This is a genomic window from Pontibacter sp. HSC-14F20 (assembly GCF_019599265.1).
Taxonomy (GTDB): Bacteria; Bacteroidota; Bacteroidia; order Cytophagales; family Hymenobacteraceae; genus Pontibacter.
In genome coordinates this window covers 13,996-27,382 of sequence record NZ_JAHZTC010000008.1, presented here as the reverse complement: position 1 = coordinate 27,382, position 13,387 = coordinate 13,996, and the positions used below count along the sequence as shown (strand labels likewise).

At 49.2% G+C, this 13,387-nt stretch carries 13 protein-coding genes; all 13 read left to right on the top strand.

Annotated elements, in window-relative coordinates; genetic code table 11:
- The first annotated feature begins 163 nt into the window (after positions 1–163).
- Positions 164–352: a hypothetical protein gene (locus tag K3G39_RS09430; RefSeq protein WP_220625944.1), complete on the top strand. Its 189-nt coding sequence runs from the start codon at positions 164–166 to the stop codon at positions 350–352.
- Between the two features lie 462 nt (positions 353–814).
- Positions 815–3,544, top strand: a complete 2,730-nt coding sequence (locus tag K3G39_RS09425) for a TonB-dependent receptor (protein WP_220625943.1) — start codon at positions 815–817, stop codon at positions 3,542–3,544.
- Positions 3,545–3,614: 70 nt separating this feature from the next.
- On the top strand, positions 3,615–4,742 hold the full coding sequence (locus tag K3G39_RS09420; RefSeq protein ID WP_220625942.1) for a hypothetical protein: 1,128 nt from the start codon (positions 3,615–3,617) through the stop codon (positions 4,740–4,742).
- A 395-nt stretch (positions 4,743–5,137) separates the two neighbouring features.
- On the top strand, positions 5,138–6,325 hold the full coding sequence (locus K3G39_RS09415; protein ID WP_370627246.1) for a porin: 1,188 nt from the start codon (positions 5,138–5,140) through the stop codon (positions 6,323–6,325).
- A 100-nt stretch (positions 6,326–6,425) separates the two neighbouring features.
- Entirely contained in the window at positions 6,426–7,406 is a 981-nt protein-coding gene (locus tag K3G39_RS09410) for a PstS family phosphate ABC transporter substrate-binding protein (RefSeq protein ID WP_220625941.1), read from the top strand.
- Positions 7,407–7,478: 72 nt separating this feature from the next.
- Positions 7,479–8,354 carry a phosphate ABC transporter permease subunit PstC gene (pstC, locus tag K3G39_RS09405; protein WP_220625940.1) on the top strand — a complete coding sequence of 292 codons (876 nt, stop codon included), beginning with the start codon at positions 7,479–7,481 and terminating at the stop codon, positions 8,352–8,354.
- Positions 8,347–9,204 carry a phosphate ABC transporter permease PstA gene (gene pstA, locus K3G39_RS09400; protein WP_220625939.1) on the top strand — a complete coding sequence of 286 codons (858 nt, stop codon included), beginning with the start codon at positions 8,347–8,349 and terminating at the stop codon, positions 9,202–9,204. Before pstC ends, pstA begins: the two co-directional genes overlap by 8 nt.
- A 10-nt stretch (positions 9,205–9,214) precedes the next feature.
- Positions 9,215–9,979 (top strand): phosphate ABC transporter ATP-binding protein PstB, encoded by a 765-nt coding sequence (gene pstB / locus K3G39_RS09395; protein ID WP_220625938.1) that lies wholly within the window; start codon positions 9,215–9,217, stop codon positions 9,977–9,979.
- 61 nt (positions 9,980–10,040) lie between these two features.
- Positions 10,041–10,715, top strand: a complete 675-nt coding sequence (gene phoU, locus K3G39_RS09390) for a phosphate signaling complex protein PhoU (protein WP_220625937.1) — start codon at positions 10,041–10,043, stop codon at positions 10,713–10,715.
- 293 nt (positions 10,716–11,008) lie between these two features.
- Complete coding sequence (locus K3G39_RS09385; protein ID WP_220625936.1) at positions 11,009–11,650, top strand: heme exporter protein CcmB; 642 nt, start codon at positions 11,009–11,011, stop codon at positions 11,648–11,650.
- A 184-nt stretch (positions 11,651–11,834) separates the two neighbouring features.
- Positions 11,835–12,500: a cytochrome c biogenesis protein gene (locus K3G39_RS09380; RefSeq protein WP_220625935.1), complete on the top strand. Its 666-nt coding sequence runs from the start codon at positions 11,835–11,837 to the stop codon at positions 12,498–12,500.
- On the top strand, positions 12,493–12,768 hold the full coding sequence (locus tag K3G39_RS09375; protein ID WP_220625934.1) for a CcmD family protein: 276 nt from the start codon (positions 12,493–12,495) through the stop codon (positions 12,766–12,768). Before K3G39_RS09380 ends, K3G39_RS09375 begins: the two co-directional genes overlap by 8 nt.
- 114 nt (positions 12,769–12,882) lie before the next feature.
- A complete protein-coding gene (locus K3G39_RS09370; protein WP_220625933.1) occupies positions 12,883–13,308 on the top strand; it encodes a cytochrome c maturation protein CcmE in 426 nt (141 codons plus the stop codon).
- The last annotated feature ends 79 nt before the right edge of the window (positions 13,309–13,387 follow it).

Below are 13,387 nucleotides of genomic sequence, written 5' to 3'. Positions count from 1 at the left end.
CGTAGGTAAATCAGATCGTAATACTTGCCAACGCCACCTAAGTGTCAGGTATACCTGGCATTGGCTATACCTGTTCCCTAACTCATGAGCCCGTCTTCGCGTACCCTTAACTCCTGACAGCCAAGCATCTGCTGGGTTCTATGTTCTATTTAAGGTATAAACTATGTTAAGAGGCTTATTCAAATTCTGGATGCTAAGTAAATTGTTTGGTGGCCGAGGCGACGCTGGCGGCGGAAGAGGACGAGGCGGTTGCGGCGGGATTGGTTGCCTAGGCATCATTGTGCTGGCAGTGCTGGCTTATTTCCTGTTTCAGTACCTGGGCGGCGGCGAAAGCATCAACACCGACTTCTAAGGCAAACTCCCTGACAAAAGAGCTTTTACAGAACTTTATGCCTATCTCACCACAGGTATAGGCACAAAAAAAGACCCGCTCTTTCGAGGCAGGTCTTTTGCGTAGTGTGGGAGACTAAGCCACACCACTATTGATTGCCGCAATTGATCTCACCCATAATGCGCAATCAGTTTCTTATAAAGGAAGGATTGATGCAGCAAAACTATACCTGCAATATTAGCTGTAGATTATTGTAAGGTTACTATATTGTTAAAACCCACTGAAGCTGCCAATCTGCTTTCTCAGTATCAGCCCCTTTTACCTCCTGCTCATGCCAAAACCAGCACAACCAACCCTATATTATCTGTTTGTCAACAGGTTACAAATAAATATTAAGCTTTATTAATACAAACTTAACCCCTCAATAATATTGAGGTAATATAGCCCCTCTACTTTTGTCGCATCAATCAGACTATAAATACAATGCGGCAAATTCTCACCACAGTTCTATTTTTCCTGTTATCCGCTTTCATTTCGGTGCACGCACAAACGGGCAGCATACAGGGAGCCATCAAAGACGCTAAAAACGGCGAAGAGCTGATTGGCGCTATCATAAAAGTGCAGGGAACCGGACTGGGCGCTCCTTCGGACGCCTTCGGTAAGTTCCGCATCGATAACGTGAAGGAAGGTACCTATACCTTAGAAGTAAACAGCCTTTCGTATACGCCGAAATCTGTTAGCAGTGTGACCGTAACGGCAGGCAAAACGACCACCATAGACGTGGCGATGGAGCAGAGCACATCGCAACTGTCGGAGGTGACCATAACGGCAAAAGGGAACAGGGAAACAGAGCAAATCTTACTTTTAGATCAGAAGAAAGCCGTTATAGCTACACAGGCTATTGGCGCACAGGAACTCTCCAGAAAAGGCGTCAGCAATGCCGAAGGCGCTGTTACCAAGATATCAGGTGTTTCGAAACGAGATGGCGTGAAGAATGTATTCGTCCGCGGACTGGGTGACCGCTATAACACCACCACTCTGAATGGCTTCGCTATACCTTCTGAAGACCCTCAATTCAAGAATATCTCACTCGATTTCTTCACGAGCGACATTATTCAGTCGGTTGAAGTGAACAAAGTATTCTCCGCGTCAATGAATGGCGATGTTGGCGGAGCCTTGATCAACATTAATTCAAAAGAACTTGTTGACAACAATGCGCTTCAGATCGGGATTTCAACCAGTATAAACAGCCAGGTGATCGGCAGTGACTATTCTCTTCCGGAAGGTATGAGCAAGTTTGGTTTTGCCACTACATCAAAAAGCCCTACAAGCCAGAACGGCGAGCAGTTTTTGAATGGCTATACCTTTAACAATTCACTTGACCCTCTCTCTAAAAATCCCCTTTTTAACGGTGGACTCTCTGTTTCCGGTGGCAGCACTTTTCTGAACAAGCATCGCTTTTTTGTAGTTGGTGCCATGGATAACAAGTACCATTATCAGGAAGGCGTTACCCGCTTGATTACGGCCACCAATCCTAAAAATCCTTTCCGCGATTTTGACTACCAGCAATCCAGCCACAGCGCTTCGCACATGCTGGCGGCCAATCTGGAGTTTAACCTCAGAAACAGTCAGCTGCATTTCAACTCTATGTACCTGCACACTGCCACAGCTGCCGCCTCCAACTTCTATGGCAAGGAAACAGAACTGTTTCAGGTAGCGGAGGACTATAACTCTGAAGGATACACTCGACGCCTGCAGGTAAACGACAACTCGGCTATTATTAACCAGCTTATTTGGAGCGGCAACCTATCGGACAGGATAAAATATAACGTAGGTGCTGCCGTAAACCATGTGATTGGCCAAGAGCCTGACCGCAGAATCGTGATGTTCCCTTCTATCGGGGATGGGATGGTCCAACTGGGTGTGGGAGAAGGAAGAAACCAACGCTTCAACAGTAAAATAACAGAAACTGCCGTTCTCCCGAAAGCCAGTCTGCAGTATTCGCTTTCTGCTGATCTGGGAAACCCATCTTACATAGAAATTGGCTACGACAGCAGGATCAGTTCCAACGAGTTCTCAGCTCCCATTTATAACCTCATATGGGCTGGCGGACAGAGCAACCTTCCTACCTTCAAATTAGATGATATCCGCCTCGACCCCTACTTTAATCAGCAAAGTTTATCGAACGGCGATTTCCGGGTTGAGCACTTTAACGACACCTACGAAGTAGAAAGAAACAACCATGCCGCTTATGTTGATTTGGTGCACAAGTTCGGAAACAAACTTACACTGAATGCAGGCTTAAGGGCAGACGATATATACACGAAGATCAACTACAAAGTAAACCGTAGCGCCGACGTTGGCTCTAACACGATAGATGAATTCTTTTTATCGCCCAGCCTGAACACCAAGTATGAGCTGAACGAGAAAAATCACTTCAGAACAGGTATAAGCCGCACCTATACCTTGCCGCAGGACAAAGAGATATCGCCGTTCATTTACCTGGGAATCGACGGGAATGAAAACGGTAACCCGAACCTGGAAGTCTCCACCAACTACAATTTTGACCTAAAGTGGGATTCCTACCTGTCCTCAGGAGATTATTTCTCGGTGAACGCTTTTTACAAGCATATTCTGAATCCGATTGCGCGGGTAGATCAGGGAAACTCAGCAGGCCTGAGAACTTACGACAACGTTTCGGATCATGCGGTTGCCACCGGTGTAGAGGTAGAAGTGAGAAAATCGCTGATGAACCTTGCCGAAAAGCACCGTCTGAATGCCGGCCTGAATGCGTCCTATATCTATACCCGCGTCAACCTAGACCCGACCTTTTTTGTGCAGAACACCTCCTCCACGCTGGAGGGTGCCGCTCCTTATATCTTCAATGCGGACCTGACTTACAATCTGTTAACCAACAATAACACCAGCATAACCTCTGCGCTTGTACTCAACTACCTGAGCGACAGAGTGCACACAATTGGCACACGCGGGTTTAACAACCTGATCGAAGAACGCATCACTACGCTGGACTTTGTTACCTCACTGGGAATCAACGATCATCTTAAATTCACTTTGAAGGCCAAAAATCTTTTGAATCCGGAATATAAGCTCACCAGAGAGGGTGCCGGCTCAGACACCGATGCTGAAAATGTTATCATCCGCAGCTACAAAAGGGGCGCTGCATTTGACTTTGGCGTGACCTACCAGTTTTAACAATTAGTTAATAATCCGGTCACATTCAGTTGATTTCTCATTCATAATATTGTATAAACAATCAAACAAAATGAAAAAGACAATCCTTTACCTATTAATGATCCCGATGGGGTTATTCTCATGCAAAGATGACGAAACTACAACGCCATCCCCTACTGTAAGCAGTGAGCTAAGCGGCGATATTTCCACTGAAGTTACACTTGACCCGAATATCGAATACAAATTAACAGGGTCGCTACTTGTGGTTGACGGAGGAAAACTCAGAATACCAGCTGGTACGGTTATCAAAGCTGAAAAGGGATTCAACAAGTACATCCTGGTTGAGCAGGGCGGCCAGATTTTTGTTAACGGCACAGCCGACAAACCAGTTAAAATAACATCTGCAGCGGCTGCTCCTAATCAGGGGGACTGGGGTGGTTTGATCATCAACGGCAAGGCAAGACTTTCAGGTCCTGCTGGCAAAGTTACTACCAGCACCACAGAAGTTAATCCGGCTGTTATTTATGGCGGCGAAAATAACAACGACAACTCAGGTGTAATAGAGTACCTCATCTTAGAGTATACCGGAGCAAAATCTTCAGCTGACATCGAACACAATGGTCTGACCCTGAATGGCGTAGGAAGCGGCACTAAGATCGAAAACGTTTACATCCCAAACGGTGCTGATGATGCTGTCGAGTTCTTTGGTGGTACAGTAAATGTAAAGAACCTGCTGGTGGTGGACTCTGACGACGATATGTTTGACGTAACACAGGGCTGGTCCGGCACATTGGACAATGCTTACGGTGTTTGGAAGGCTGGCTATACCAGTACAGAATCTGACCCACGTGGCGCTGAGCTGGACGGCAACCTGGATGGCAACACCCCTGGCGATGCGAACCAATCTGATTTCTTCTTCAAGAACATCACGATTGTAAACGAGTCTACTTTTGAGATGCAGGATGCCGTGAAAGTACGCAGAGGTGCCAAAGCCAACATTACTAACCTGCTGATCAAAGGCGGTTCTGCCACAGACCTGATCGATTTGACTGACGGTAAGGGCAATGGTAATTCAGGAACTGTGATTGAATACAAAAATGATGGCATGGTAGTGAAAGGCCAGGAAGTTAAAAACCCTGACAACGCGGACATCAAAGCTAACAGTGCTATTACAGGTGCCAATACAACCGTGTTCGGCTGGACAGGCTACAAATTCTAATTGAATTTAACCTTCACAAATGAGGCTGCCACAAAGCGGCCACAATTGAAAGACTTACAAGTGGCTTACATCACCTGAACCAGAAAGAGCCCGGACAACAAATCCGGGCTCTTTTTTTATGGCGCTATACCTGGGGTTATACCTGAGAACCAGGTATACAGGCTTATACCTGCGTCACACCACAAATCTTAACATATCCGTAATATGGCCATAACCTTCGGGTAATACTAGAGTGGTTATTTTGTACCGGAGTTCAGAAACAGCACCAATGGCCTGACTAACCATCTGCTACGCCTGAAACACGTAAAGCAAGTCGCAGCTTAGACTACTGCGACTTAAGTTAAAGCATAACAGCATGGCATTAGCTTAATTCTCACCCTAAACTAATACAGCGCGTGAACCACAACCTTAAAGGAGTCCTTTTGGTGCTCTTATTCAGCCTTCTCTATACCTCCGGCACACAAGCCCAGACCGTCAACAACAGCAAGTTCGGCAAAGGCCTGCAATTCGTGGCCGCTGACTCTTCTTTCAGCCTCAGGTTCGGCACCCGATTCCAGTTACTTTACCAAGGAGGACAAAACCCCGCTACCAACGAGTGGGACGACCGCTTCCTGATTCGCAGGGCACGCCTGAAATTTGATGGCTTTGCCTTCTCTCCAAGATTAGAATACAAGATAGAGCTCGGCCTGAGCAACAGCGACATCGGAAGCGATGTGCCCGACGTGACCAATAATGCCGACAACATTATACTCGATGCAGTGGTCAAATGGCACCTTACCCCGAACCTGCAACTGTGGGTGGGCCAGACCAAACTGCCGGGTAACCGCGAGCGTGTGGTCTCTTCGCAGAAACTCCAGTTCGTTGACCGCAGCCTGCTCAACTCCCGCTTCAACCTCGACCGCGACGCGGGTTTGCAACTCCATCACGAGCACCAGTTGGGACAGGTAGTGTTCAGAGAAATCGGTTCTATTTCGATGGGCGAAGGACGCGATATTACGGTGAACAACACAGGCGGCTACGACTATACAGGGAGGTTTGAAATACTGCCGTTCGGGGCGTTTGAAGGTGGCGGCGACTATGTGGGAAGCGACATTGAGCGGGAGCAAACACCAAAACTCGCTTTGGCCGCCTCTTTCGATTATAACAACAATGCCGCGCGAGAACAGGCGCAGCTCGGCGATTTCCTGAGCGAGACGCGCAGCCTGCGCACCTGGTTCGTGGATGCTATATTTAAGTATCGCGGCTTTTCGGCCATGGCCGAGTATGCTGACCGTAAAGCAACCGATGGTCCTGTGGTGCTGCGCGACGAACTGGGCGACGTGGCCGAAACCTTTGTGACGGGCAATGCCCTGAACCTGCAGGCTGGCTACCTCTTGCCGAGCAATTGGGAAGTGGCTGGCCGCTATACCGACTTCGTCCCGACTACCGAAACAGGTATACGCCAACAGGACCAATACACTTTGGGGGTGTCAAAATATATTGTGGGACACTCGCTCAAAGTGCAGAGCGACGTAACGCTGACACAGGAAGCGAGCCGCGAAGACTACACTCAGTTCAGACTGCAGATGGAGTTAGCCTTATAACAAAACCAACTGATAACCAAACCAGTACACCCGACCAAAAGCAAAGTTCACTAAAGACAGACTAGACATACACAACTTACATATCCTAAAATCGAATTGTATGCTACACCTTAGCTTTTCCCGATTTAAACTCAGTGCAGCCATCCTGCTGGGCACCTCGCTTGCTTTCACATCGTGCGGCGGCAACAGCCAGGAAGGAGCCAGCGACCTGTCAGGCTCCATCCAGATTGACGGTTCCTCTACAGTATATCCTGTGACCGAAGCTGTGGCCGAAGAGTACCGCGCCGAGGCTCCGGACGTGAGAGTGACCGTGGGCGTTTCAGGCACGGGCGGCGGCATGAAGAAATTCACCCGCGGCGAGATTGACATTGTAAACGCCTCACGCTCCATGAACGCTTCGGAAGCAGAAACAGCAAGCGAAAACGGCCTTTCGTATGTGCAGCTTTCGGTGGCCTACGATGGCCTGACCGTGGTGGTGCACCCTTCCAACGACTGGGCCAAAGACATTACCGTGGCCGAACTGAAGAAAATCTGGGAGCCCGAAGCGCAGGGTAAAATCATGCGTTGGAACCAGATCCGCCCCGAGTGGCCTGACAAGGAGATTCACCTGTATGGCGCAGGCGTAGAGTCTGGCACATACGACTATTTCACCGAAGCCATTGTGGGCAAGAGCCACTCAAGCCGAGGCGACTATACTGCCAGCGAAGACGACAATGTGCTGGTGCAGGGCGTGTCTACTGATCCACTGGCGCTGGGCTTTTTTGGGTACGCCTACTACGACGAGAACAAAGGCAAGCTCAAAGCTATACCTGTAGATAACGGCGCAGGTGCTATCCTGCCATCATTGGAAACGGTAAAAGACGGTTCTTATGCACCGCTTTCGCGTGCGCTGTTTCTGTACATCAGCTCAAAGGCAGTTAACAAGCCCGAAGTAGTGGACTTCATCAACTTCTACCTCGAAAACGCAGGTGATTTAAGTGAGGAAGTTGGTTACATCCGCTTGCCAGATAACCTTTACAAAGAGCAACAACAGAAGTTCGAGCAATTTACGATAGGTGGCGCTACGGCCAATCAACAGTAACACCCTGAAACAACCAGCGCAGGTATAGCCCACGAAGACAAAAGCTATACCTGCGCTCCAATCAAAAGCACCTTGAGAGTACAGGAGAAAATTATCGAAGGCTTGCTGTGGCTGTCGGCCGCCATTACGATTCTGATCACGCTCAGCATCATTTGGGTACTGCTGTCGGAGTCGGTTAAATTCTTCAGCGAAGTGTCTATTCTGCGCTTTCTGACGGAAAAGGAATGGACGCCGCTATTTGCAGAGAAGAAATTCGGCATCATGCCGCTCGTGGCGGGCACTTTTCTCACCACGGCCATTGCCATTGCAGTCGCGCTGCCCATCGGGCTTACCATCGCCATCTATCTCAACGAGTATGCCCATGCTCGCTTCAAAACCTTTGTCAAACCACTGCTGGAAGTGCTGGCTACTATACCTACGGTAGTTTATGGTTTCTTCGCTCTGACGGTAGTAACGCCTTTCCTGCAATCGTTTATACCTGGCTTAGCCGGTTTTAACGCTTTGTCGGCAGGTATAGTTATGGGCATTATGATCATCCCGATGATTTCCTCACTGAGCGAAGATGCCATTAGTGCCGTACCCCGTTCCTTACGCGAAGCTGCCTACGGTATGGGCTCCACCCGACTGCAAACCGCCTTCGGGGTGATGGTGCCTGCCGCTTCGTCAGGTATACTGGTGTCGGTGATTCTGGCTATTTCGAGGGCCGTGGGAGAGACCATGCTTGTGGCCATTGCGGCAGGTCAGCAGCCGCGCCTCACGCTCAATCCGCTGGTACCCATCGAGACGATCACGACCTACATTGTGCAGGTGAGCCTGGGTGATGTGCCGCACGGTTCGCTGGAGTACCGCACCATTTTCGCAGCAGGTATGACACTGTTTGTGTTCACGTTTTTGCTGAACAACCTCAGTTTCTGGATCAAAAAGAAATATCAGGAAAAGTATGACTAACTCTGAAAAAAACCGCCTCAAAGACAAGGCCTTTCAGGTGTTCGGTATTTTCTGTACCTTCATCGGACTGGTGGTGCTGGCTATCTTCCTGATTGACATTGTGATGGAAGGTATAGGCCGCATCGATTGGGACTTCCTGACCAGCCTTCCATCGCGCCGTGCTGCCCGCGCAGGCATACTTACAGCTTGGGCCGGGACACTCTGGATTCTGGTGCTGTCTGCTCTGATTGCTTTTCCGCTAGGTATAGCCGCAGGTATATACCTGGAGGAGTACGCGAAAAAGACGAAGCTCTCGAATTTCCTGGAGATTAACATCGCCAACCTCGCTGGTGTACCGTCCATTATCTACGGTTTGCTGGGGCTGGAGCTTTTTGTGCGCATGATGAATCTGGGAGGCATTTTGCTGGCGGGTGCGCTCGCGCTCTCGCTCCTTATCTTGCCCATCATCATCGTAACGACCCGCGAAGCTATCAAAGCTGTGCCCCGCACCATCCGCGACGGTTCTTTTGCGCTGGGCGCCTCTAAATGGCAAACAGTATGGAACCAGGTGCTGCCCGCCTCTTTTGGCGGCATTCTGACGGGCGTGATTCTGGCGCTCTCGCGGGCGGTGGGCGAAGCGGCTCCGCTCATCGTGATCGGGGCGCTGGCGTACGTGCCGTTTGTGCCGAAGACGCCGATGGACGAGTTCACAGTGTTACCAATTCAGATTTTTAACTGGACTTCGCGTCCGCAGGAAGCCTTTTTGACCAATGCGGCAGCAGCCATCATTATCCTCTTATTGATTACCTTCTTGCTCAACGGCATTGCGGTATACCTGCGCCACCGTCAGCAAAAGAAAATAAAATGGTAAGTTTTCACCCATGACCAAAAGACAAAGTAAGTTAGAAGCCATTAACCTCGATGCCTACTACGGCGATTTCCAGGCGCTTAAGAACATTAACATCGCTATGGAAGAGAAGGCCGTAACAGCCTTTATCGGTCCGTCGGGCTGTGGCAAGTCTACATTCCTGCGCACTTTCAACCGCATGAACGACTACATCGATGGTTTCCGCACCGAGGGGCAGATTCTGTTGGACGGTCGCGATATCTACGCCACTGATGTAAGGGTGGATGAACTCCGAAAGGAAGTAGGTATGGTGTTCCAGAAGCCCAACCCCTTCCCGAAAACCATTTTCGAAAACGTGGTGTATGGCCTCAAAATACAAGGTATAAAGGACAAGAAAACCCTGCAGGAAACCTGTGAGAAGTCACTGCAGCAAGCCGCCCTCTGGAACGAGGTGAAAGACAAGCTCGACAAGTCGGCACTAGCACTGTCGGGTGGTCAGCAGCAGCGTTTGTGCATTGCCCGCGCTTTGGCTATACAGCCTTCGGTTATCCTGATGGATGAACCCGCTTCGGCACTCGACCCGATTTCTACGGCTAAAATAGAAGAGCTAATCTACGAACTGAAGAAGGACTATACCATCGTGATCGTAACACACAACATGCAGCAGGCTGGCCGTGTGAGCGACCATACCGCTTTCTTTTACATGGGCGAATTAGTAGAATATGCCAAAACCAAAACCATGTTTACGAGCCCCAAAGATACCCGCACCCAAAACTACATCACGGGCCGATTCGGTTGACAGCCCCTCCGCCGATTCACGTATAGAAATTTAGTCTCACTCAAAATAAAACGACATACGAATGCCACAAATAGATGAAGAACTAAACCGCCTGCGGGAAAAATTGCTGGAGATGTGGGACTTGGTGGACTACCAGCTCACCAGCGGGCGCGACGCCATGGCAAACGCCGATCATGAACTGGCGCAACGCATTATTAAACTTGAGCGCAAGGTCAACAGCTACGATATCAAAATAGACCGTTTGTGCGAAAACTTTTTAGCCCTGTACACCCCTGTGGCGGTGGATCTGCGCGCTGTACTGGCCGTGCTCAAAATAAATACCAACCTCGAGCGCATCGGCGACACAGCAGAAGGTATGGCGCGCTTCGTTTGCAAGCTCGACCGCCCCTTCGACCCTGAGCTTGTGGAGCTTACAAAAGTGCTGGTGATGTATGACGAAGCACTGGTCATGTTCCGGGAATGCCGCACGGCTTTCGTAAAAGACGACCCCAAGCACGCCAAGCAAATTATCAAGCTCGACAAGGCGCTCAACAAAATTTACCGCAAATCCGACGTGGTTATTACCAACTACCTTCAGGCCAACTCCGACCGTATACCTGAAGGATTGGCACTACTCTCTATTATTAAGAAACTGGAACGTGTTGGCGACCAGGTGACCAACATGGCCGAGGAAATCATTTTCTACCGTGAAGCGAAAGTGGTAAAGCACAAGGGGAAGAAGAAAAAGAAGGATTAGTTGTTAAATTGCTGATACTTTAACTGTTGGCTCGAAGGGAGTGATTCTCTTTTACAAGTACATCTTCAACTCAAAGACACCCTGTCCTTTCGAACGCAGGGAGAAATCTAAAATATTGCGGGCATTCCAACAATCCATATTTCTCCCTGCGTTCGAAAGGACAATAAGATAAGCTCAAACCGTCTATACCCTATACCTCACACCGCCCCCACACCCACCTTAGTAATTATACAATTTGTGTCGTACCTTTGCGCAAAATCAAGAAGGTGCTGTTCAAAGAAGTCATATACTTAATGCAGAAGGATTTCCTGCTGGAGTGGCGGCAGAAGTATGCTTTCAACGGCATGCTGCTCTACGTCAGCAGTACGGTGTTTGTCTGCTACCTCAGCTTCGGGCTCCGCTCGAATGCCCTGCAAGTGCCTGTCTGGAACGCCCTGTTCTGGATCATCCTGCTGTTCACGTCCGTTAACGCGATTGCCAAGAGCTTTATGCAGGAGAACCGCGGCCGGTTGCTCTACTTCTACTCCATCGTAAGTCCGCAGGGCATCATCCTGGCCAAGATTCTCTACAACGCCTGCCTCATGCTGGTGCTGGCGCTCATCTGCTTTGTATTCTACGCTTTCGTGCTGGGCAATCCGGTGCACGACATCCCGATGTTTTTGCTTAGCATTCTGCTCGGGGCCATTGGTTTTGCGACCTCACTCACCATGATTTCAGGGATAGCATCCAAAGCAGCCAACAGTAGCACGCTCATGGCAGTGCTCAGCTTTCCGGTGATCGTGCCCATGCTGCTGATGCTGATCAAGATGTCTAAAAACGCGATGGATGGACTGGAGCGGGCTGCCAGCCTCGACGAACTACTTACTTTGCTTGCCATAAACATGATCGTTGTCACTGTTTCTTATATTTTGTTCCCGTACCTTTGGCGTTCGTAAGGTATAGCGCAATTACGACAGGTATAGCCGGCAGAAAACAAGGTATAAACTGCTGAACCAGCTAAAATTAAAGACACAGTTTCGACGCAGGTTTGCGACAATTCAGGCGACAGAACTGTTAGAGATAAAAGAAGAATGGAAACTGGCGCAGGCTGGCTTCCGTCAAAATAAGAGAAGAAGGAACATGAAGAAGAACTGGTGGAAAATACTGACCGTGCTGCTGCTGGTGTTTACCGTGGCCGTGGGTATGCTGTCGGATGTTCCCCGACTGGCTATCCTGAACGAGACGATCCGCAACCTATACTTTCACGTGCCGATGTGGTTTGGGATGATTCTGATCCTGCTGATTTCGGTAGTGTATTCTATTAAATACCTGCGCAAGCCGAGTATCAAAAACGACATCATCGCGCATGAAGCTGCTAAAGTAGGTATACTCTTCGGTGTGCTGGGCATCGTAACAGGTATGGAATGGGCCAAGTTTACGTGGGGTGAGTACTGGAGCAACGACCCGAAACAGAACGGCGCGGCCATTGGCCTGCTGATTTATTTTGCCTACCTCGTGCTGCGCAGCTCTTTTGCCGAGCAACAGCAACGTGCCCGTATCAGTGCAGTATACAACATCTTCGCGTTTGCGGCCCTTATCCCTTTGCTGTTCATTTTGCCCCGCCTGACGGATTCGCTCCATCCGGGCAACGGTGGCAATCCTGGCTTTAACGCTTACGACCTCGACAGTAGCCTGCGACTTGTTTTTTACCCGGCTGTGCTGGGCTGGACGCTGCTGGGTGTCTGGATTATAAACGTGAAATCGAGACTTGAATTACTGAGACAACGCATATATGAAAATGTTTAGAATACTGGCTATCTGCTGCTTTTTACTAGGCGCGCTGTTCGTTTTTGAGCCCGCTACGGCAATGGCTCAGGAACAGATGGTGGAATTCTCGTCTGCGCCGCAGCAAAACATCGAAATGGCCGACACCCTGCGCCAGGATGGAAAAATCTACGTGGTGGTGGCTGTATTGCTGACCGTGCTGGCTGGTGTGCTGTTTTACCTGATTGCCCTTGACCGCAAGGTAGGCCGACTGGAAAAACAGCTGAAAGATGAGTACGTGAACCGCTAAAACATTTTGCTCTGCTGGGGCAAAAAATGATAAATATCCCTATCTGCGATGGATTTAAAACTTTCTATCGTGTGTTAGGCTATCAGAAAAGGAGAATCTATACCTCGGATAAAGATGAAAAAATCACACATCATCGGCATTATGATTATCGCAATGGCTATCGGCATCATCATGACCACAGCCGGCGACGCGAGCACCTATGTTTCGTTTGGCGATGCCATTGAGCTGGCCAAAGATGGTAACTCCACTAAAGTGCACGTAGTAGGACGCCTTAAAAAGGATGACCAGGGACACATTTTGGGCATGCACTACGAGCCAATGAAGGACCCGAACTACTTCGCCTTCACACTGGTGGACACCAACCGCTTCGAACAGCGCGTCGTCTACTTCAATCCTAAACCACAGGACTTTGAGCGCTCCGAGCAGGTCGTGATTACGGGCAACATGCAAAACGATGTGTTCGTGGCCGACAAGATACTCCTCAAGTGTCCGTCTAAGTATACGGAGAACGAAATCCAAACCAACACCGCAGGTATATAGATAAGTTAAGGGTTGAGAGTTAAGATTCTAAAGTTAACACTCTTGGCGCCGCACAACTCATAACTTTAAACTTTTAACT

Coding starts and splice junctions, on each gene's coding strand:
- phoU (WP_220625937.1), top strand. CDS start 10,041: ATGCCACAAATAGATGAAGAACTAAACCGCCTGCGGGAAAAATTGCTG.
- pstA (WP_220625939.1), top strand. CDS start 8,347: ATGACTAACTCTGAAAAAAACCGCCTCAAAGACAAGGCCTTTCAGGTG.
- K3G39_RS09370 (WP_220625933.1), top strand. CDS start 12,883: ATGAAAAAATCACACATCATCGGCATTATGATTATCGCAATGGCTATC.
- K3G39_RS09430 (WP_220625944.1), top strand. CDS start 164: ATGTTAAGAGGCTTATTCAAATTCTGGATGCTAAGTAAATTGTTTGGT.
- K3G39_RS09380 (WP_220625935.1), top strand. CDS start 11,835: ATGAAGAAGAACTGGTGGAAAATACTGACCGTGCTGCTGCTGGTGTTT.
- K3G39_RS09425 (WP_220625943.1), top strand. CDS start 815: ATGCGGCAAATTCTCACCACAGTTCTATTTTTCCTGTTATCCGCTTTC.
- K3G39_RS09420 (WP_220625942.1), top strand. CDS start 3,615: ATGAAAAAGACAATCCTTTACCTATTAATGATCCCGATGGGGTTATTC.
- K3G39_RS09410 (WP_220625941.1), top strand. CDS start 6,426: ATGCTACACCTTAGCTTTTCCCGATTTAAACTCAGTGCAGCCATCCTG.
- pstB (WP_220625938.1), top strand. CDS start 9,215: ATGACCAAAAGACAAAGTAAGTTAGAAGCCATTAACCTCGATGCCTAC.
- K3G39_RS09375 (WP_220625934.1), top strand. CDS start 12,493: ATGTTTAGAATACTGGCTATCTGCTGCTTTTTACTAGGCGCGCTGTTC.
- K3G39_RS09385 (WP_220625936.1), top strand. CDS start 11,009: ATGCAGAAGGATTTCCTGCTGGAGTGGCGGCAGAAGTATGCTTTCAAC.